We start from the raw sequence: 21,638 nt of genomic DNA, 5'->3' as shown, positions 1-21,638 counted from the left end.
CCACCAAGCAAGCGCTTGGCTTGTGAAATCCGAATTTTCAGCCATCCTTGGCATGCCGACATGTGTCGGACTGGCGAAAGGACTGTTCCAGAGTGGCCGGCAGCTGCAAATCACACTTTAGAGGGATCAAGCTCTACTACCTGCTGGCTATAGTCCGCTCAAGGATTTTTAAGAACGGAGCGCACGCACAAAACGGGGCGATGCAATTTGGAGTGACTTCGGGACGCCTTGGCTCCCCGTCATCCACAACGTTTTTAGAAGTGCTAACTGCCATAACAATAATGCACATGGAGTAGCGTCGATGACATCAGTAAACACGTTCTGGCGCCGGGCGAAATTGCCCCTGGCGGTCAGTCTCGCCTCTTCGCTCGCCGGGCCTGCATTCGGCGTCAGTTTCAACGTTGGTGAAATCGAAGGTCAGTTCGATTCTTCCCTCTCGATCGGTTCCAGCTGGTCTACCGAGAGTGCCAACAAGAACCTCATTGGCGTGAACAACGGTGGCAGCGGCCTGTCCCAGACCTCTGATGACGGTCACCTGAACTTCGAAAGCGGGAAAACCTTCTCGAAGATCTTCAAGGGCATCCATGACCTTGAATTGAAATATGGCGACACTGGCGTTTTCGTCCGTGGCAAATACTGGTACGACTTTGAACTGAAGGACGAAAGCCGTCCGTTCAAGGACATCAGCGACAACAACCGCAAGGAAGGCGCCAAGTCCTCCGGCGGGCAAATCCTCGACGCCTTCGTCTACCACAACTACTCCGTTGCCGATCAGCCGGGTTCCGTGCGTCTGGGCAAGCAGGTAGTGAGCTGGGGTGAAAGTACCTTCATCGGCGGCGGCATCAACTCGATCAACCCGATCGACGTGTCTGCGTTCCGTCGTCCGGGTGCCGAGATCAAGGAAGGCCTGATCCCGGTCAACATGTTCTATGTGTCCCAGAGCCTGACCGAAAACCTGTCGGCAGAAGCCTTCTACCAGTTGGAATGGGACCAGACCGTTGTCGATAACTGCGGCACGTTCTTCTCGCAGCCGGACATCGTTGCCGATGGTTGCACCGACAACCTTCGCGTGCTGAACAAGCGTTCGCAGATTCCAGCCGTGGCGTTGGGTCCATTGGCCGCCAACGGCGTCAATGTCAACGAGGAAGGTGTGCTGGTCCAGCGTGGCGGCGATCGTGATGCTCGCGACAGCGGCCAGTGGGGCGCGTCCCTCAAGTACATGTTCGAGCCGCTGGACACCGAGTTCGGTGCCTACTTCATGAACTACCACAGCCGTGCGCCGATCTTCAGCGCCACGGGTGCGCCGCAGTCGGTCTATAACACCGCGGCTTCTCTGCCAGGACCGTTCGCCGCACTCGCGCCGCTGCTGGTGGCAGGTAACTCGAAATACTTCATCGAATACCCTGAAGACATTCGCCTCTACGGCCTGAGCTTCTCTACCACCCTGCCTACCGGTACGGCGTGGAGCGGTGAACTGAGCTACCGTCCGAACGCACCGGTGCAGCTCAACTCCACCGACATTCTGTTCGCCGGTGTACGACCTCTGGGCGGTGCCCTGGGTAACGCTTCGCTGCTCTCTGCCGGCCCGGGTCAAGACCTGCACGGCTATCGTCGTAAAGAAATCACCCAATTCCAGACCACCCTGACGCACTTCTTTGACCAGGTCATGGGCGCAAGCCGTCTGACCCTGGTGGGCGAAGTGGGCGTGACTCACGTCGGCGGCCTGGAAAGCACTTCCGACCTCCGTTATGGCCGCGATCCGGTCTACGGTCCGGGTGCATTGCCAGCCACTGGCGGGGCGAATACGTGTGTGGCCCTCAACACCAGCACCATCAACGGCGCCGGCCCAGGCACTCCAACCAACAACCGCAGCCGCAACTGCAACAGTGACGGCTTCACCACGTCGACTTCGTGGGGCTACCGTGGTCGCGCCATCTGGGAATACAACGACGTGTTCGCCGGTGTGAACCTCAAGCCGAACGTGGCTTGGTCCCACGACGTGGACGGTTACTCGCCAGGCCCTGGCGGCAACTTCGAAGAAGGTCGCAAAGCGGTGAGCCTGGGTGTCGATGCCGAATACCAGAACACCTACACCGCGAGCCTGGCCTACACCAACTTCTTTGATGGCAAGTACACCACCGTCGATGACCGCGACTTCGTTGCGCTCAGCTTCGGCGTGAACTTCTAAGCACTGTTTTTTCAGGACGAACACACATATGAAAATAACAAAGAGTCTGTTCCACGCTGGAGTTCTGGGGCTTTCGCTGCTGGCGACCAGCGTCATGGCGGCAGTGCCTGCTGCCGAAGCGGACAAACTGGGCAAGAGCCTGACGCCGATGGGCGCCGAGATGGCGGGCAACGCTGACGGTTCGATCCCGGCCTGGAAACCGATGGCGAAAAACGCCGGCGCCGTCGACGGCAAAGGCTTCCTGTCTGACCCGTTCGCCAGTGAAAAACCGCTGTTCACCATCACTGCGCAGAACGTCGACCAATACAAAGACAAGCTCGCTCCGGGCCAGTACGCGATGTTCAAGCGCTACCCGGAAACCTTCAAGATGCCGGTTTACCCGTCCCATCGTGGCGCGACCGTGCCGGATGCCGTGTTCGCCTCCATCAAGAAAAACGCCACCAACACCAACCTCGTGTCTGGCGGCAACGGCCTGGAAAACTTCGAAACCGCCGTACCGTTCCCGATTCCAAAAACCGGCGTTGAAGTCATCTGGAACCACATCACCCGTTATCGCGGAGGCAGCGTGACCCGCCTGGTGACCCAGGCGACGCCACAACCGAACGGCTCTTACAGCCTGGTGTACTTCCAGGATCAGTTCGTGTTCCGCGACAAGATGAAGGACTACGATCCGGCGAATCCGGGCAACATCCTGTTCTACTTCAAGCAGAAAGTGACCGCGCCGGCACGTCTGGCCGGTGGTGTGCTGCTGGTGCACGAAACCCTCGATCAGGTTAAAGAGCCACGTTCGGCGTGGGTCTACAACGCCGGTCAACGTCGAGTGCGTCGTGCGCCACAAGTGTCCTATGACGGGCCGGGTACTGCGGCTGATGGCCTGCGGACCTCCGACAACCTGGACATGTACAACGGTGCGCCGGATCGCTACGACTGGAAGCTCGAAGGCAAGAAAGAGATGTACATTGCCTCCGACAGCTACAAGCTCGATTCACCGCAACTGAAGTACGACGACATCATCAAGGCCGGTCACATCAACCAGGACCTGGCTCGCTACGAGCTGCGCCGGGTCTGGCATGTGGTGGCTACCTTGAAGGAAGGTCAGCGTCACATCTACGCCAAGCGCGACTTCTACATCGACGAAGACACCTGGCAAGCCGCGGTGATCGACCACTACGACGGCCGTAATCAACTGTGGCGTGTGGCGGAAGCTCACTCCCAGAACTACTACAACGTGCAAGTGCCGTGGTACACCCTGGAAACCCTGTACGACCTGCAATCGGGCCGTTACCTGGCACTGGGCATGAAGAACGAAGAGAAGTCGGCGTATGACTTCGGCTTCACCGCGACCACCAGCGATTTCACCCCCGCTGCGCTGCGTCAGGACGGGGTTCGTTAACCTGCACTGAACAGAGGCCGCATCCTCGAAAAACGCCCCGACTGGTTCGGGGCGTTTTTTTTTTGCCCGGATTTCTCACTGTGAATCTTCAGTGTCGATGACGGCCTATCGCGAGCAAGCTCACTCCCACAGGTAACGCGCTCTTCCATGAGAGCGCCGTCAACTGTGGGAGCGAGCCTGCTCGCGATGGACGCGACACGGGCTGTCAGGAAAACTCCATCTCAAGCCCCGCAACTTCTGCTTGTATTCTTTTTGTAGCCATTTGTAGCAATAACCTTCATTCCCTCTTCGTTTACCGATAGTCTGCGGACATCTGCAACGCCGCCACCCGCAATTCAAACAAGAGCCGGCCATGACTGATCTGTCCCCACTCCCGGGCCCTGCAAGCGTTGCCGTCGCGGCACTGGACGGGCGCTTTTTTCGGCCCCCGTTGCCCGACGGCCATGTGCTGCGGCCTCGCCTGTGCGAGCGCCTGAGTGCTGGCCTCGGTGGCAGGCTGTTGCTGGTCAGTGCACCCGCCGGGTTCGGCAAGAGCTCACTGGCGGTGGAGTTCTGTCAGGGGCTGCCGGCCCATTGGCACAGTCTGTGGTTGGGGTTGAGTCCTCGAGACAGCGATCCGGGGCGTTTCCTCGAGCGGTTGCTCGAAGGTCTTCAGGATTACTTTCCGAAGCTCGGCAGCCAGGCCCTGGGTCTGTTGAAAATGCGCCAGCGCCATCAGCCCTTCGCCTTCGAAGAATGGCTGGACGGGTTGCTCGATGAACTGGCCATCCACCTTTCGCCGATGACACCTTTGCTGCTGGTGCTGGATGACTATCACCTGGCGCAGGGTCCTGTGCTGGATCGTTGCTTGCAGTTTTTCCTCAATCATTTGCCCGATGGCTTGCTGGTCATGGTGACCAGCCGACAGCGTCCGGACTGGCATCTGGCGCGTTTGCGCTTGTCGCGGCAATTGCTTGAGTTGCATGAGCAGGACCTACGACTGACCCACGATGAAGCCCTCACGTTGCTCGATCGGCACAGCAGTTCATTGCGTGGCGAGGCACTGGAAAACCTGATCCAACGCAGTGAAGGCTGGGTCGCCGGCCTGCGTTTCTGGTTGCTGGCGGCGTCCGAAGCCGGTACCGACGGTGCATTGCCGCAGTCGTTGCACGGCGGAGAAGGTCTGATTCGCGATTACCTGCTCGAAGAAGTCATCGATTGCCTGCCCGCCGAAGTGCAGTCGTTTCTGTACGACACCGCGCCTCAGGAACGTTTTTGCAGCGAGCTCTGCGACGCGGTCCGCGAGGCCCATGACAGTGCCGAAATCCTGCGTTTCCTTCAGGCGCACCAAGTGTTTCTGGTGCCGCTGGACGAGCACGGTCACTGGTATCGCTATCACCATTTGTTTTCCGACCTGCTGCGTACCCGGCCCGCCGCCCAGTCAATCGTGCCGGCCGCCAGCCTGCATCTGCGCGCCTGTCGCTGGTTCAATGCGCAGGGGTTGCTCGACGAAGCGGTGGAGCAGGCGTTGCGCGCCGGACACCTGGACGTTGCAGCGAACCTGGTGCAAAACCTCTCTGAAGAACAACTGCTCGCCGAACAGAATGTCGGCATGCTGCTGCGCTGGAAGATGGACTTGCCCGACAGCCTGCTGATCAGCACGCCGCGCCTGATTGTGCTCTACAGCTGGGCGTTGGGACTGGCCTGTCAGCTGGACGCTGCGGAGGAGCTGGCGGCGCACTTGAGTCGTTTCCTGCCAGCCCCGTCGGCCACTGCGCAGAAGTCCATGCTGGCGCAATGGCTGGCCCTGAGTGGCATCATCGCCCGGGGGCGCGGCAATCGCGCGCTCACGCAACTTTACTGCACCGAAGCGCTGGATAGTCTGCCGGCCAAGCGCTACGGGCAACGGCTGATGTGTCTTTCTACGCTGTCCAACCTGGCGATCGCCGACGGCGACCTGTGGCGTGCACGCAGCTTGAACCGCGAATCGCTGGAATTGGCGCAACGGGTCGGCAACCCACTGTTCGAAGCGCTGGCCCATTACGACCGCGCGCGTGTGCTGCAAGCGCGCGGGGAAATCCTGCGCTCGTTGCAGGAGGTCCGTCAGGGGCTGCAACGCCTGCAAGGCTTATCCCCGCAACGGCTTTATGCCGTGCGTGCGCGCCTGACCTTGTACGAGGGCTTTTTGCTGGCCGTGCGCTTGCAGCCGCAAGCCGCGCGGGTGCGTCTACAAGCCGGCTTGAATGAAGCCCGAGCCTGTCGCGATATCAGCGTGTTGATCGGCCACTGCGTGATCGCCCGGCTCGAGGGCAGCAGCGGCGAGTTCGCCAAAGCCTTCGCCGAACTCGCCGAAGCCGAACGCCTGATGCACATCTGGGACGTGCCGCCGATCTACTACCTGGCGATGATCACCCTGGTCAAATGCGAGCTCTGGCTGGCCCAGGGCCGAACCGATCTGGCCGAAGCCTGGCTGGCGCGATTGGGACAGACCTACAACGGCGACCACGCGGCAGCGCCGCCGGAATTCCATCCACAGCTGCCGCTGCATATCGAATTGCAGCAAGCCTTGCTGGAGGTGATCCAGGGGCAGCCGATGCTGGCCGAGGGGCGTTTGAACGCGCTGCTTGAGCATGGGCAGAAATCGGGACGGCAAATGCTCAGCGTGATGGCGCTGACGCAGAAAATCACCCTGTTGCTTTCGGTCGGGCGTGAGCCCGAGGCGCGCAAGGCGTTTGCCCAGGCACTGGAAGCGGCAGCTGGTGGCGTCCTGCAACCGTTCGACCGATTGCTGGCCGAACACCCGGACTGGCTGCGCGGGCAACTGCAACTATGCGCTCCTACAGTCGTTTCGCAGGAACTGACCGAAAAACTACCAGCCATGGCCGCTCGCCCGACACTGGAAGCATCCCCCGCAACGGAACAGCTCAGCACCCGTGAGCTGGCCGTCCTGCGCCTGATCGCCCAAGGGTGCTCGAACCAGGAAATCAGCGATCAGCTGTTCATCTCGCTGCACACGGTCAAGACCCACGCCAGTCACATCAATAGCAAACTCGGGGTTGAGCGAAGGACGCAGGCGGTGGCGCGAGCTAAAGAGTTGGGACTGTTGACCTAGCGTCACAACGCTCACACCGCCAATAAAAACGCCCCGATCAAGTCGGGGCGTTTTTATTAGTGCGGGTGGCGAAAACGTTACGCCACCAGATCGGTGGCGCTAAAGGTATTCACCCCGACCAGCTGGATTTCGAAGTCGGCACCCGCATTGCCGCTGACATTACCTGACAGCACGTGATCGACGAATCGCAGCTGCCCGGCGCCTGTGAAATCCCCGGCACCGATGAAGGTAAAGCCATTGAAGCCATTGACCTGCAGATTGGCGTCGAACTGCGACAGATCAATCTTGTCGCCCTGCAAGGTGCTGAAGTCGGTAACGACGTCGCGGTTGCCGCCTGTGCCCATGTCGCTGACGCTGCTGAATACGAACTTGTCGGCACCGGCGCCGCCGATGAGTGTATCTGTGCCGGCCCCACCGTTCAGGGTGTTTGCGTCGGTGTTGCCGGTGAGGGTGTTGTTCTGGTCGTTCCCGAGCAAGGTAAAGGCACCGTTGCCCAGCAGCAGGATGTTTTCGACGTTTTGCAAGCTGTTCAGGTCGACGGTATGGTCCTGCGCGGTGGCGTTGTACATGACATAGAGGGCGTCATTGCCTTCATTGGCGTTTTCCTGCACCAGCGCCAGTTCACCGGACTGATCCACCGCGTAGTAGTCGTTGCCCTTGCCACCGATCATGGTATCCAGGCCTTCTCCGCCATTGAGCCGGTTGTCGCCATCGTTGCCGGTGAGCACATTGTTCTGGGCATTGCCGATGGCGTAGATGTCGGCAGTGCCGGTCAATACCATGTTCTCGACGTTGGCGCTCAGGCTGTAGTTGACCGACGAGCGCACGGTGTCGATCTCGTTGGCCAGGGTGCTGGTCTCGTTAACGACGTCGCCGATGTTGTCGACGATGTAGGTGTCGTTGCCCAGACCACCGGTCATGAGATCGGTACCGAGACCGCCGTCGAGGACGTTGTCGCCACTGGTGCCTATCAACACGTTGTTCAAGGCGTTGCCAGTGCCATTGAGGTTGGCGGTACCAGTCAGGCCCAGGTATTCGACGTTGGCGCTCAGGGTGTAGCTGATCGAGGACATGACCGTGTCCGCTTCACTGGCCAGGGTGCTGGTTTCAACCACCACGTCACCGGCGTTGTCGACGAAGTAGGTGTCATTGCCGGCGCCGCCGGTCAGGATGTCGGCACCGAGGCCGCCGTCGAGGACGTTGGTGTCGGCGTTGCCGGTCAGGCTGTTGTTCAGGCCGTTGCCGAGCAAGGTGAAGGCACCGTTGCCCAGCAACTGGACGTTTTCGACGTTTTGCAGGCTGCTCAGGTTCAGGTCGACGGTATGGTCCTGCGCTGTGGCGTTGTACATGACATAGAGGGCGTCATTGCCTTCATTGGCGTTTTCCTGCACCAGCGCCAGTTCACCGGACTGATCCACCGCGTAGTAGTCATTGCCCTTGCCACCGATCATGGTATCCAGGCCTTCACCGCCATTGAGCCGGTTGTCGCCATCGTTGCCGGTGAGCACATTGTTCTGGGCATTGCCGATGGCGTAGATGTCGGCAGTGCCGGTCAATACCATGTTCTCGACGTTGGCGCTCAGGCTGTAGTTGACCGACGAGCGCACGGTGTCGATCTCGTTGGCCAGGGTGCTGGTCTCGTTAACGACGTCGCCAATGTTGTCGACGATGTAGGTGTCGTTGCCCAGGCCACCGGTCATGAGGTCGGTACCGAGACCGCCGTCGAGGACGTTGTCGCCACTGTTGCCTACCAGCACGTTGTTCAGGGCATTGCCGGTGCCATTGAGGTTGGCGGTGCCGGTCAGGCCCAGGTATTCGACGTTGGCACCCAGGGTGTAGCTGATCGAGGACATGACCGTGTCCGCTTCACTGGCCAGGGTGCTGGTTTCAACCACCACGTCGCCGGCGTTGTCGACGAAGTAGGTGTCATTGCCGGCGCCGCCGGTCAGGACGTCGGCACCAAGGCCGCCGTCGAGGACGTTGGCGTCGGCGTTGCCGGTCAGGCTGTTGTTCAGGCCGTTGCCGAGCAAGGTAAAGGCACCGTTGCCCAGCAGCAGGATGTTTTCGACGTTTTGCAGGTTACTCAGGTTCAGGTCGACGGTATGGTCCTGCGCGGTGGCGTTGTACACGACATAGAGGGCGTCACTGCCTTCGTTGGCGTTTTCTTGCACCAGCGCCAGTTCACCGGACTGATCCACTGCGTAGTAGTCGTTGCCCTTGCCACCGATCATGGTATCCAGGCCTTCACCGCCATTGAGCCGGTTGTCGCCATCGTTGCCGGTGAGCACGTTGTTCTGGGCATTGCCAATGGCATAGATGTCGGCGGTGCCGGTCAATACCATGTTCTCGACGTTGGCGCTCAGGCTGTAGTTGACCGACGAGCGCACGGTGTCGATCTCGTTGGCCAGGGTGCTGGTCTCGTTAACGACGTCGCCGATGTTGTCGACGATGTAGGTGTCGTTTCCGGCGCCGCCGGTCAGGACGTCGGCACCGAGGCCGCCGTCGAGGACGTTGGCGTCGGCGTTGCCGGTCAAGCTGTTGTCCAGACTGTTGCCGGTGAGGTTGAATGTACCGTTGCCCAGCAGCAGGATGTTTTCGACGTTTTGCAAGCTGTTCAGGTCGACGGTATGGTCCTGCGCGGTGGCGTTGTACATGACATAGAGGGCGTCATTGCCTTCATTGGCGTTTTCCTGCACCAGCGCCAGTTCACCGGACTGATCCACCGCGTAGTAGTCGTTGCCCTTGCCACCGATCATGGTATCCAGGCCTTCTCCGCCATTGAGCCGGTTGTCGCCATCGTTGCCGGTGAGCACATTGTTCTGGGCATTGCCGATGGCGTAGATGTCGGCAGTGCCGGTCAACACCATGTTCTCGACGTTGGCGCTCAGGGTGTAGTTGACCGACGAGCGCACGGTGTCGATCTCGTTGGCCAGGGTGCTGGTCTCGTTAACGACGTCGCCGATGTTGTCGACGATGTAGGTGTCGTTGCCCAGACCACCGGTCATGAGATCGGTACCGAGACCGCCGTCGAGGACGTTGTCGCCACTGGTGCCTATCAACACGTTGTTCAAGGCGTTGCCAGTGCCATTGAGGTTGGCGGTACCAGTCAGGCCCAGGTATTCGACGTTGGCGCTCAGGGTGTAGCTGATCGAGGACATGACCGTGTCCGCTTCACTGGCCAGGGTGCTGGTTTCAACCACCACGTCACCGGCGTTGTCGACGAAGTAGGTGTCATTGCCGGCGCCGCCGGTCAGGATGTCGGCACCGAGGCCGCCGTCGAGGACGTTGGTGTCGGCGTTGCCGGTCAGGCTGTTGTTCAGGCCGTTGCCGAGCAAGGTGAAGGCACCGTTGCCCAGCAACTGGACGTTTTCGACGTTTTGCAGGCTGCTCAGGTTCAGGTCGACGGTATGGTCCTGCGCTGTGGCGTTGTACATGACATAGAGGGCGTCATTGCCTTCATTGGCGTTTTCCTGCACCAGCGCCAGTTCACCGGACTGATCCACCGCGTAGTAGTCATTGCCCTTGCCACCGATCATGGTATCCAGGCCTTCACCGCCATTGAGCCGGTTGTCGCCATCGTTGCCGGTGAGCACATTGTTCTGGGCATTGCCGATGGCGTAGATGTCGGCAGTGCCGGTCAATACCATGTTCTCGACGTTGGCGCTCAGGCTGTAGTTGACCGACGAGCGCACGGTGTCGATCTCGTTGGCCAGGGTGCTGGTCTCGTTAACGACGTCGCCAATGTTGTCGACGATGTAGGTGTCGTTGCCGGTGTCGCCTGCCATGAGGTCGGAGCCTGCACCTCCATCCAGAATGTTGTTGCCGATATTACCGTTAAGCATGTTGTTCAATGCGTTGCCGGTGGCATTGACATTGGCGCCACCGACAAAGGTCAGGTTCTCGACGTTGGCGCCCAGTGCGTAATCGATGTAGGAATAGGCGGTGTCGATTTCTGACAGCGAGGTGCCGGTTTCGACGATTACATCACCGATGTTGTCGACGACGTAGGTATCGTTACCCGCGCCACCGTTCATGGTGTCAGCGCCTGCCATACCATTGAGGATGTTATCCAGCGCATTGCCAATCAGCGTGTCATCAAAACTCGAACCCGTAGCATTTTCGATTTTCGCGCCATACGCGATTGCCAGTCCTTCGTTGAAGGCATTGCCGCTCTGGTCGGTGAATGCTTTACCGATCTGGCTGAACTGGCCTTCATTGAGGTTGATGCGCACGGCCGCCAATTGATTGCTGCCGTCGATGCTATCGATACCGCCAGCGTCCCAAATCGTTTCGAACACTGATTGGGTTGCAGCCCAGGAATAAACGTTGTTGCCGGTCATCCATGAGTTGTTGGCGCCATACAGACTCTGGATGGCCAGAATGTCGAGCAACATCGGGGTTGTCGGCAAATATGAATAGTTGTTGTTGTAGCTCATTATGGTGAACGCGACGTCATCCAGTAGCGGATCAATCGTGGTCGCGTTTAAGCTGTTTGGCGAGAACGGGTGCTTGAGGCCAATGGCATGACCGATCTCGTGGATAAAGGTCATGTAATCGTAGGAACCGGTGAAAGGGGACATGTTGGCTGGGTCACCGATCCAGACATCGCCACCTTTAGGTGTGTTGGACGGTGAGTAGGCCCAGGCAGCAGCCTGATCCTTCATCAACGCATAGCCGCCAAAGCGCAGGTCACCGACGTTCGAAATGTTGTCGGTGGTCTGTGTAAATTTGATATTGGCGACTGCGCTCCAGGAACTCAGCGCTCTGATAATGCCGTCACGCTGGTCCTGCGACAGCTGGTACATCGCCAAGTATTCATTGTCGGCACTGTAGTTGGTGGCAAAGTAGGAATTGCTGCCGGAGATGAAGCTGTAGCTCAGGTTCGTCGGTCCGCCAACGGTCCAGTTGGAACCAAGCCAATAACTCCCGGACAGCAGACTGTCTACGGGTTTGATGCCGGTCAGCGAAGAATAAAAGCTTAAGGTGTAACCAGATGGAGAAGGCATGCGAAATTCCTGAGTGCGCTGCGGCCCTTCCTGAATGCGACCGCTACAAAAGTATGATTTTGCACCAGAACGGGTGTATTTGACATCATATGGCCACTACTTTTATGTTTTGTGGCGTCAAGTAATTGGCCTGGCGATCTGTATCGGCGAGTGGCGTAGAATCCTGAGCTACGCCCAACGCCTTCCGTCTGATACAGGCCATCGACTGACCATGACCGTTCCAAGCCCCACCCTGATTCGCGAAACTTTCCCCGTCGGCCCTTTGCAGTGCAACTGCACGATCATCGGCGACCCGATCACCAAAAAAGCCATCGTGGTCGACCCGGGTGGCAACCACGAACTGATCCTCGCGCGCCTCGATGCCTTGGGCCTGAAGGTGGTGAGCATCATCCACACCCATGCGCACCTGGATCACTTCCTGGCCTCCGGTCAGCTCAAGGAGAAAACCGGCGCGACGCTGCATCTGCACAAAGAAGATCAGTTCCTCTGGGACAATCTGGAGATGCAGTGCCAGATGTTCGGTGTGCCTTACACGCCGGTGCCGTCGCCGGATCGCTGGTTGGCCGACGATGAAGAGCTGGCTTGCGGTTGCGGCGTGGCGTTGCACACGCCGGGTCATACGCCGGGTTCCATGAGCTTTTGGTTTTCCGAGGCCAAGCTGCTGATTGCCGGTGACACGTTGTTTCGTCGCGGGGTAGGGCGTACGGATTTGTGGGGCGGCGATCAAGCGACCATCGTGCGGTCGATCAAGCAGCGACTCTATACGCTCGACGAAGAAGCAACGGTCGTGACCGGGCATGGTCCGGACACGCGCTTGGGCGATGAAATGCGCGAGAACCCGTTTGTGCGGGCTTGAAGGCAATCGACGGAATTTTCGTCGGCCAAAACGATCCAACACCCGCAAAGGTCCATTGCCTTTGTCCGTTGCACCCCAGAATGCAAAAGTAGGAGCTCTTCATGTTCACCAAGCAGCGTTTGATTATTGTCGCTACGGCTGTGGCCTTGCTGTCTGGCTGCGCCTCGCCTAACCCTTATGACAACCAGGGCCAGGCTGACAGTGGCTCCACGGGCATGAGCAAAACCGCTAAATACGGTGGCCTCGGCGCTCTGGCTGGCGCCTTGGCTGGCGCCGCCATCGGTCATGATAACCGTGGCAAGGGCGCGCTGATTGGCGCTGCCGTGGTGGGTGCTTCCGCTGCCGGTTACGGTTACTACGCTGACCAGCAAGAGAAAAAGCTGCGGGCCAGCATGGCCAACACCGGTGTCGAGGTGCAGCGTCAGGGTGACCAGATCAAGTTGATCATGCCGGGCAACATCACGTTTGCCACCGATTCGGCAAATATCGCCTCCAGCTTCTATCAGCCGCTGAACAATCTGGCCGGCTCGCTAAAGGAGTTCAGCCAGAACCAGATCGAAATCGTCGGCTACACCGACAGCACCGGCAGCCGCCAGCACAACATGGACCTGTCGCAACGTCGTGCGCAGAGCGTGGCGACCTACCTGACCTCGCAAGGTGTCAGCGGCGCCAACCTGTCGGCGCGCGGTGCCGGGCCGGATAACCCGATTGCCAGCAACGGCGACGTCAATGGCCGGGCGCAGAACCGCCGCGTTGAAGTCAACCTGAAGGCGATTCCGGGTCAGCAGTACGGTGGTCAGCAGCAGCCGGGTACGGTTCAGCAATACCCGTAACATCTGCGCAATAAAAAACTGTGGGAGCGAGCCTGCTCGCGAAGGCGGCGTGTCAGACAACAATCAGGTTGGGCTGACACGCCGCCTTTCGCGAGCAGGCTCGCTCCCACATTTGGTTTTGGCCTGTCGCGACTTTCCTAGTTGGCTTCTTTTACCGCGCTGAGAAACGCGCAAGTACGTTCCTGTTGCGGGTGCTCGAAGATCTGCTGCGGCGTGCCTTGTTCATGGATCTGGCCCTTGTAGAAGAAGCACACGCGATCAGCGAACTCCCGGGCAAACCCCATCTGGTGTGTGACCATCAGCATGGTCAGGTTGTGCTCGGCACCGAGTTTGCGGATCACGTTGAGCACTTCGCCGCACAATTCCGGGTCGAGCGCCGAGGTGACTTCGTCAAACAGCATGACCTTGGGCCGCATCGCCAATGCCCGGGCAATCGCGACCCGTTGTTGCTGCCCGCCCGACAGCTGCGAAGGGTAGTGCCCCAGTTTGCTGCCCAGCCCGACCAGTTCCAGCAAATCTGCCGCCCGTTCCCGCGCTTCGGCCGGTTTCATGCCGAGCACCTGCACCGGCGCTTCGATGACGTTTTGCAGCGCCGTCATGTGCGGGAACAGGTTGAAGCTCTGGAACACCATGCCGATCTTGCCGCGAACGCGACGGATATGCCGATCATTGGCCGGTACCAGCACGCCATTGCGGTTAGGCATGTGGGTCAGCAGGTCATCCTCGATGCGGATCAGTCCGTCATCGATGCCCTCAAGCGTCATCAACACCCGCAGCAGCGTGGATTTGCCCGAGCCACTGGGGCCGATGATCGCGACTTTCTCCCCTGGCGTAACGTCCAGGTTCAGGTGGTCGAGTACGGTGAAATTGCCGTAGCTCTTGGTGACGTCCTGGAAGCTGACAATCGGCTTGACCGGATTGGGTTCATGCATGGCCGTGGCCTCCTGCGGATGCAGCGGTGACGGATGGCTGCGCCGGGAAAGGTCGGTAGGTGTCGAGAGTGGAGAAGTCATTAGCGTAGCTCCAGGCGCACTTCAAGGCGCCTTACCAGATAAGCCAAGGCGATGCTCAGGGCGAGGAAAAACAGACCGACCATGGTGATCGGCTCCAGGTAGCGGAAGTTCTCGGAACCGATGTTTTTGGCCTGTTGCATGATTTCCACCACGGTAATCGCCGACAGCACCGGGGTGTCCTTGAGCATCGCCACCAGGTAGTTGCCCAATGGCGGCAGGATCGGCCGCAGGGCCTGGGGCAAGATGATGTTGCGGTAGGCGCTGTAGGGCGCGATGTTCAGCGCCGTGACCGCTTCCCATTGCGCTCGCGGCACGGCGTCGAGGCCACCGCGATACACCTCGGCGATGTAGCAGGCGTAATGCAGGCCGATGCCGAGAATCCCGACTTGCATGGCCGTCATGCTGACGCCGTAATTGGGCAGCACGTAGTAGAGGAAATACACCTGGATCAGCAGCGGCGTGCTGCGGATGAACTCGATCACCCCGGTTGCCGGCCACGACAACCAGACTCTGCGGCTGCGTCGGCCAATCGCCAGGAACAGCCCCAGGACAATGGCAATCAGGAAACCGATCAGGGTAATCCCCACGGTGTTGAGCGAAGCGCGCACCAAATCGGGGAGGATTTGCCAGGCGTAGGTCCAGTCGAACAGTGTCATGACAGACCTCCACGCATCCGCCCGCGAGCCAGACGCCGCTCTATCTGGCGCATGCCGATATTGATGGCTTGCGCCAGGACGAAGTAGATCACCAGCGCCAGGCTGAAGATTTCCAGGGTCTGGAAGGTTGCCTGATCGAGTTGCCGGGCACGAAAGCTCAGGTCCGACAACGTGATCAGCGACACCAGCGAGGTGTTTTTCAGCAATTCGATCAGCAGGTTGGTGCCGGGTGGGATGGCCGCAAGTAAGGCCTGCGGCAGGATGATCCGCCGAAAGCGTTTGTAGCCGCTGAAGTTCAGCGCCGTGGACGCTTCGTACTGACCTTTGGCGACCGAGCTGATCGCGCCGCGCATCACCTCGGCGCCGTAAGCGCCGATGTGCAGGCCGAGGCCGACAATGGCCACGCTGTAGGGGCTCAGCTCAATATTGAACGGCGGCAACGGCAGCACAAAAAACAGCCAGAACAATTGCACCAGCAACGACGTGCCGCGGAACACTTCAATGTAAGCAATCGAAAACCAGCGCAGTGCCCGCCATGGCGACATGCGCCCGAGTGCCGCCAGAATGGCGGCGACAATCGCCAGCAGCGAGCCGAAGAATGTCACCTGGAGGGTTACCCAGGCGCCTTGTATCAACAGCGGAAGTAATTCACCCATGATTCAACCTGGCCATCCGGAGTAAGCAGGGGAAATAGGCATCGCGCCGCGGCGCCATGCCTGTTTCGACTATTGAGCGCAGAGCTCGGCAGCCGTTTTGCTTGTCACGTTGGATTTGTCGAAGCCGAAAGGGGCGACCGCCTTGAGGTGCTCTTCGGAGCCCAGCCACTTTTTCATCTCGGCGTTGACCGCATCACGCAGGTCCTTGTCTTCCGGGCGGAAGGCGAGGGCGCCGTAGCCGATGTGCGACGGATCGTCCTTGAACTCAGTGACGGCTTCGACTTTCTCGCCGCCCTTGGCGGCCAGGCCTTTCATGGTCAGTTGCGTGCCCACTGCCGCGTCGGCACGGCCGGCGCGCACGGCTTGCAGCTGCGCGGTGGTGTCCGGCACCTGAAGGATTTGCGCATCCTTCACGCCGGAGTCGCGCGCATAGGCCAGGTTCACCGTGCCGGCCATGATCGCCAGCTTCACATCAGGGTTCTTGGCGATGTCTTCATAGCTGTGCAGGTTCTTCGGGTTGCCTTTGGCCGTGAGCAGGGCGTCCGGCAGCTGGTACTGCGGATCAGTAAACAGCACCTGCTTGCAACGAGCCGGGGTGATGTACATGCCGGCGGCAATCACGTCGAATCGCCCCGCGCGCAGTCCCGGGATCAAGGAGCCCCATTCGGTCAACACGCCGTCGACTTTCTTGATGCCCATCTTCTCGAAGATCGCTTTGGCGATTTCCGGCGATTCGCCGGTAACCTTGCCGTCGGTTTCGGTATAGGCGAAAGGGGTTTCGTTGGCGTAACCGATGCGAATGCTGCTGTTCTGTTTGACGGTTTCCAGCGTATTGGCGGCGTGGGCGCTGGCAGCCAGGCCGAACAAGGCACACGCCACGAACAGACGACGCAAAACATGGGGGGTGCGGGTGGGGAAATTGCTCATCGATAAAATCTCCTGTTTCTTGTGGACCCGTCTGTGACGGCTCTGTGGTAGGAGGCAGTGTGACAAGAGCAAAGCGTATAAGGACTGATCCATGGCGCGGGACGCAGTTCCGATACAGGTCGATTGGTTTTGTTGTGGGGGCTTGAAGCGTGCCCGGGCATCGACCTTGAACCGAGCATACAAAAGCCTCGGGCATCGTGGCATTGCACTAGGACAATTGCTTTGCATGTATTCTCGCGGGATGCTGTGCGCACTGGCACCTACGCGGGTTTTAGCGCCGATGGATAAGTGGAAAGCAGCATTGGACGTCGCCCGCAGCGGTGAGTCCAAATACAAGATCCTGGTGCAGGCCATCGCCGACGACATCGAGCAAGGCGTGTTGGCCAACGATCAGCGCCTGCCGCCGCAACGGCACGTCGCCGATGCGATGGGCATCAGCGTGCAGACGGTCACCAACGCCTATAAGGAGCTGGAGCGCCAGGGCCTGGTGCGTTGCGAAGTCGGGCGCGGCAGCTTTGTGTCGCGACGCATGAGCGATCGGGTCGCCACCTATATTCTCGACAGCCCCGAGCGGGCCCTGGTGGATTTTTCCATCACCCGGATCATGCACACCCGTGAGCATGACCAGTTCTGGCGCGAGACCTGCCGCGAACTCAGCACCGAAGAGGATCAGCCGTGGATTCATGCATTTCGTCCGATTGCCGGGTTCGAATCGCACCGGGAAGCGGCCATGCACTGGATCGGGCGACAAGGGTTACGGGTCGAGCGTGACGACATCCTGATCACCAACGGCGCGGCCCACGGCATCTTTCTCGCGCTGGCTTCCTTGGCCGGCCCGGACGATGTGGTGCTGTGCGAGGGCGTCACCGACCACGGTGTGATCGGCAATTCCCAGGTGCTGGGGTTTACCCTTAAAGGCCTGGAGATGGACCGTTACGGCATTGACCCCGAGCATTTTGAAGACATGTGCAGTAACGAGCGCATCACCGCGCTGGTCTGTACACCGAACCTGAACAACCCCACCACCAGCCTGATGCCGGATAGCCGCCGGCGTGAAATCGCCGAGATCGCCCGGCGCTTCGGTGTGCACATCATTGAAGACGATGTGTACGGCCCGTTGCTCGATGAGCGACGCGCGCCGCCGATCAGTCATTACCTGCCGGAGCTGTCGTTCTATTGCACCAGCATGACCAAGTCGGTGCTCACCGGTTTGCGCATCGGTTATCTGGTCGTGCCCAAGCGGCTGGCGCTGCGCACCGAGAGTATCTTGCGGGTCAACAGCTGGATGGCCACGCCCATGGTGTCCGAGATCGCGGCGCGCTGGATTCGTGATGGTCGCGCCGACACCCTGGTGGGCCTGCAGCGCAAACTCCTGGCGGGCCGCCAGGCGCTGGTCACTGAGTATCTGGACGAATACCTGATCGCCCAGCACCCCTATGCCTTGAACGCCTGGATCGGAATTCCGCCCCATTGGGAAATCGACAGCCTGGTCCGGGCATTGCGCCACAAACACATTGCCGTCACTTCACCTGACCCGTTCACCGTGCGCGGCACGCCTCGGCCGCGAGCGGTGCGGGTCTGTGTGGGCGCCGAATGCAGTGATGAAGAAATGCGTGTTGCGCTGATCGGCATGCGCGAGATCTTCGGTCAGTACCCGCAGATCCATGACTTTTGAGCGAGAAAAAGTTCGCTAAAAGTTTGTCGGCTAAATTGCCCTAGTACATTCATCGCGACAATCCAGCCCTCTTAGACTGCGCCCAACACCTCGGTTGGGATGCGGTCATGTCAGCACTGCAATTGAACGATATTTACCTCGCTCGCCAGCGGATCGAATCGTTGGTTCGGCGCACGCCCATGGAGTATTCACCCAGCCTCTCGCAGCGCTTGGGTGTGGCGGTGTTTCTCAAGCTCGAATCCCTGCAACTGACCGGCAGCTTCAAGTTGCGTGGCGCCAGCAATGCCGTGGCGCAGCTTGATGTCGAGCAAAAGGCCCGTGGCGTGGTGGCCGCCTCGACCGGCAATCACGGTCGGGCGCTGGCGTATGCCGCGTCCCGGCAAGGTGTGAGGGCGACCATTTGCCTGTCGCGCCTGGTGCCGGCGAACAAGGTGCAGGCCATTCGGGATCTGGGGGCCGAGGTGTGCATCGTCGGTCACTCTCAGGACGATGCCCAGCGCGAAGCCGAACGGATTGCCAGCGAGCAGGGCGCGACATTGCTGCCGCCCTTCGACCACCCGGCGATCATCGCGGGGCAAGGCACCCTCGGGCTGGAAATCCTCGAGCAGCAGCCAGAGGTGGCGCAAGTGCTGGTGCCGTTATCCGGCGGCGGTCTGTTTGCCGGCGTGGCACTGGCGATCAAAAGCGCCAATCCACACATCGTCACTCACGGCATCAGCATGCAGCGCGGCGCGGCGATGCACGCCAGCCTTGAAGCCGGGCATCCGGTCGAAGTCGAGGAGTTGCCGACCCTGGCCGATTCGCTCGGCGGCGGCATCGGGCTGGACAATCGTTACACCTTCAACATGACCCGCAACCTGTGCGACCACCTGCATTTGCTCAGCGAAGCCTCTATCGCCAATGCCATCCGCCATGCCTACCGCGAAGAGCGTCTGGTGCTCGAAGGCGCGGCGGCGGTCGGCATTGCCGCGTTGCTCGACGGCTTGATTGAGCCGCGCGGGCCGATCGTGGTGGTGGTCAGCGGCGGTAACGTCGATGTCGATCAGCATTTACGCGTGCTCGCCGGAGCCGATGCGTGAACCCCACAACAATAACCATCCGATTGGAGCGCTGCGTTGATGAGTGACATTACCTTATTGAGCGAAGCGGATTTGCGCGCCTGTGTGGCGCTGGATTTGCCGAGTATCGAAGCCATCGAGCAAGCCTTTGTGCTGCTGGCCACGGCCGCCGTGGCAATGCCGCCGATCCTGCGTCTGGACATCCCGGAGCACAACGGCGAAGTGGACGTGAAGACCGCGTATCTGCCGGGTCTGGAGCGTTTTGCGATCAAGGTCAGCCCGGGCTTTTTCGATAACCCGGCACTCGGCCTGCCGAGCCTCAACGGCATGATGATGCTGTTGTCGGCGCGCACCGGTTTGCTGGAGGCCTTGTTGCTGGATAACGGTTACCTGACGGCCGTGCGCACTGCGGCGGCGGGTGCGGTGGCGGCGCGGGCCCTGTCGCGGCCCGACAGTCGCAACGTTGCGCTGATCGGGGCCGGCGAGCAGGCCGCGCTGCAGTTGCAGGCCTTGCGCCTGGTGCGTCCGATTGAATCGGTGCGGGTCTGGGCGCGTGACAGCGCCAAGGCAAACAGCTTCAGTGCAGAACTGGCGCGCAGCAGCGGTCTGGCGGTGACGCCTTGCGCGAGTATCGAAGAGGCCATGGCCGACGCGGACATTGCGATCACTTGCACGCCCAGTCGTGACCCCTTGATTGAAGCGCGCCATTTGCATCCCGGCCTGCACATCACTGCCATGGGCTCCGACGCCGAACACAAAAACGAAATTTCGCCCCAGGCGTTGGCGCAGGCCGACCTCTACGTGGCTGATCGCTTGAGCCAGACCCGCCTCCTCGGTGAATTGCATCACGCCTTGGCGGCCGGCGTCATGGCCGATGAATCGCGCCTGGTCGAGTTGGGTCAGGTGCTGGCCGGGCAACGTCCCGGCCGCACCGATGCGGCACAGATCACCGTGTGTGACCTCACCGGTACCGGCGCTCAAGACACCGCCATCGCCAATCTGGCCTTCGAGCGTGCGCGCTCGGCCGGCAAGGGTTTCCAGTTCGGCAGCTAAGCCGTTTTTTCATCCGTGCGTCATTTATCAGAGGGCATGTGCATGTCTCAGATAGTCGTCAATCTCCCGTTCGAACGGGAGGAATACGCTCAGCGTCTGGCCAGGGTTCGAACGGCCATGCAGGCTCAGGGCATCGAGTTGCTGCTGGTCACTGATCCATCGAACATGGCCTGGCTGACCGGCTATGACGGTTGGTCGTTTTACGTCCATCAATGCGTGTTGCTGGCGCTCGACGGCGAGCCGGTCTGGTTCGGGCGCGGGCAAGATGCCAACGGCGCCAAACGCACCGTGTTCATGCGGCATGAAAACATCATCGGTTACCCGGACATTTATGTGCAGTCCCGGGAACGCCATCCAATGGATTACCTGTCGCGCGAAGTCATCAGCGCTCGCGGCTGGGACGCGCTGACCATTGGCGTGGAAATGGACAACTATTACTTCAGCGCCGCCGCCTATCTGTCGCTGAAGAAACACCTGCCAAAGGCCACGCTGATCGACGCGGTCGGGCTGGTGAACTGGCAGCGGGCGATCAAGTCGCCCCAGGAAATCGCCTACATGCGCATCGCCGCGCGCATCGTCGAAAACATGCACGCGCGGATCCTTGAACGCATTGAGCCGGGCATGCGCAAAAACGAACTGGTGGCCGAGATCTACAGCAGCGGCATTCTCGGCGCCGACGGTCATGGCGGTGATTACCCGGCCATCGTGCCGCTGTTGCCGACCGGGGCCGATGCCAGCGCGCCGCACCTGACCTGGGACGACACGCCATTCGAGAAGGGCGCCGGCACGTTCTTCGAAATCGCCGGTTGCTACAAGCGATATCACTGCCCGTTGTCGCGCACCATTTACCTGGGCAAACCGCCGCAGCATTTCCTCGACGGCGAAAAAGCCGTGGTCGAAGGCATCGCCGCCGGGCTCGAAGCGGCCAAGCCAGGAAACACCACGGGTGACATTGCCGTCGCGTTTTTCAAAGTGCTGGAGAAGTTCGGCATCCACAAGGACAGCCGTTGCGGTTATCCGATCGGGATCAGTTATCCGCCGGATTGGGGCGAGCGCACCATGAGCTTGCGTCCCGGCGACACCAGCGTGTTGCAACCGGGCATGACCTTCCACTTCATGCCGGGCCTGTGGATGGACGATTGGGGGCTGGAAATCACCGAGAGCATTTTGATCACCGAGACCGGTGTCGAAACGTTGTGCAACGTGCCACGCCAACTGTTCGTGAAGGATTGA

At 60.1% G+C, this 21,638-nt stretch carries 14 protein-coding genes; 9 read left to right on the top strand and 5 right to left on the bottom strand.

Annotation, left to right across the window (positions count from 1 at the left end; all coding sequences use genetic code 11):
- Window positions 1-301: 301 nt before the first annotated feature.
- The 3 genes from RHP74_RS25965 (at window position 302) to RHP74_RS25955 (ending at window position 6,672) form a co-directional block, all read left to right on the top strand.
- Window positions 302-2,188 (top strand): DUF1302 domain-containing protein, encoded by a 1,887-nt coding sequence (locus tag RHP74_RS25965; protein ID WP_010458194.1) that lies wholly within the window; start codon window positions 302-304, stop codon window positions 2,186-2,188.
- Window positions 2,189-2,216: 28 nt separating this feature from the next.
- Window positions 2,217-3,581, top strand: a complete 1,365-nt coding sequence (locus tag RHP74_RS25960) for a DUF1329 domain-containing protein (protein ID WP_288113125.1) — start codon at window positions 2,217-2,219, stop codon at window positions 3,579-3,581.
- A 352-nt stretch (window positions 3,582-3,933) separates the two neighbouring features.
- Window positions 3,934-6,672: a LuxR C-terminal-related transcriptional regulator gene (locus RHP74_RS25955; RefSeq protein ID WP_311096639.1), complete on the top strand. Its 2,739-nt coding sequence runs from the start codon at window positions 3,934-3,936 to the stop codon at window positions 6,670-6,672.
- A 77-nt stretch (window positions 6,673-6,749) separates the two neighbouring features.
- Here the strand turns inward: RHP74_RS25955 and RHP74_RS25950 are convergent, their stop codons facing one another.
- Window positions 6,750-11,678, bottom strand: a complete 4,929-nt coding sequence (locus RHP74_RS25950) for a M10 family metallopeptidase (protein WP_311096638.1) — start codon at window positions 11,676-11,678, stop codon at window positions 6,750-6,752.
- A gap of 211 nt (window positions 11,679-11,889) precedes the next feature.
- On the opposite strand from RHP74_RS25950, the gene RHP74_RS25945 reads away from it, so the two are divergent.
- Window positions 11,890-12,534, top strand: coding sequence for an MBL fold metallo-hydrolase (locus RHP74_RS25945; protein ID WP_311096636.1), 645 nt, complete (start codon window positions 11,890-11,892; stop codon window positions 12,532-12,534).
- A gap of 101 nt (window positions 12,535-12,635) precedes the next feature.
- The gene (locus RHP74_RS25940) at window positions 12,636-13,367 is read left to right on the top strand and encodes an OmpA family protein (protein ID WP_010458190.1); all 732 of its coding nucleotides are present in this window, start codon (window positions 12,636-12,638) and stop codon (window positions 13,365-13,367) included.
- A 137-nt stretch (window positions 13,368-13,504) separates the two neighbouring features.
- On the opposite strand, the gene ehuA is transcribed toward RHP74_RS25940, so the two are convergent.
- The 4 genes from ehuA to ehuB all read right to left on the bottom strand — a co-directional run bounded on the left by ehuA (window position 13,505) and on the right by ehuB (window position 16,619).
- Window positions 13,505-14,299 carry an ectoine/hydroxyectoine ABC transporter ATP-binding protein EhuA gene (gene ehuA / locus RHP74_RS25935; protein WP_010458189.1) on the bottom strand — a complete coding sequence of 265 codons (795 nt, stop codon included), beginning with the start codon at window positions 14,297-14,299 and terminating at the stop codon, window positions 13,505-13,507.
- A gap of 80 nt (window positions 14,300-14,379) precedes the next feature.
- Complete coding sequence (gene ehuD, locus RHP74_RS25930; protein ID WP_311096634.1) at window positions 14,380-15,036, bottom strand: ectoine/hydroxyectoine ABC transporter permease subunit EhuD; 657 nt, start codon at window positions 15,034-15,036, stop codon at window positions 14,380-14,382.
- Window positions 15,033-15,692 carry an ectoine/hydroxyectoine ABC transporter permease subunit EhuC gene (gene ehuC / locus RHP74_RS25925; protein ID WP_010458187.1) on the bottom strand — a complete coding sequence of 220 codons (660 nt, stop codon included), beginning with the start codon at window positions 15,690-15,692 and terminating at the stop codon, window positions 15,033-15,035. The genes ehuD and ehuC overlap by 4 nt, the downstream gene beginning before the upstream one ends.
- 69 nt (window positions 15,693-15,761) lie before the next feature.
- Entirely contained in the window at window positions 15,762-16,619 is an 858-nt protein-coding gene (gene ehuB, locus RHP74_RS25920) for an ectoine/hydroxyectoine ABC transporter substrate-binding protein EhuB (protein ID WP_010458186.1), read from the bottom strand.
- Window positions 16,620-16,899: 280 nt separating this feature from the next.
- Here ehuB and RHP74_RS25915 point away from each other — a divergent pair, with 280 nt between their 5' ends.
- The 4 genes from RHP74_RS25915 to doeA all read left to right on the top strand — a co-directional run bounded on the left by RHP74_RS25915 (window position 16,900) and on the right by doeA (window position 21,638).
- The gene (locus RHP74_RS25915; protein WP_042932568.1) at window positions 16,900-18,294 is read left to right on the top strand and encodes a PLP-dependent aminotransferase family protein; all 1,395 of its coding nucleotides are present in this window, start codon (window positions 16,900-16,902) and stop codon (window positions 18,292-18,294) included.
- 107 nt (window positions 18,295-18,401) lie between these two features.
- Window positions 18,402-19,373, top strand: a complete 972-nt coding sequence (gene eutB / locus RHP74_RS25910) for a hydroxyectoine utilization dehydratase EutB (protein WP_311096633.1) — start codon at window positions 18,402-18,404, stop codon at window positions 19,371-19,373.
- A 39-nt stretch (window positions 19,374-19,412) separates the two neighbouring features.
- Window positions 19,413-20,405 carry a cyclodeaminase gene (locus RHP74_RS25905; protein ID WP_311096632.1) on the top strand — a complete coding sequence of 331 codons (993 nt, stop codon included), beginning with the start codon at window positions 19,413-19,415 and terminating at the stop codon, window positions 20,403-20,405.
- A 42-nt stretch (window positions 20,406-20,447) separates the two neighbouring features.
- The gene (gene doeA / locus RHP74_RS25900; RefSeq protein WP_311096631.1) at window positions 20,448-21,638 is read left to right on the top strand and encodes an ectoine hydrolase DoeA; all 1,191 of its coding nucleotides are present in this window, start codon (window positions 20,448-20,450) and stop codon (window positions 21,636-21,638) included.

The organism is Pseudomonas sp. SG20052, assembly GCF_031766055.1.
GTDB classification, from domain to species: Bacteria; Pseudomonadota; Gammaproteobacteria; order Pseudomonadales; family Pseudomonadaceae; genus Aquipseudomonas; species Aquipseudomonas mandelii.
The sequence above is the reverse complement of the archived record's forward strand: the minus strand, read 5'-3'. Positions and strand labels throughout refer to the sequence as shown.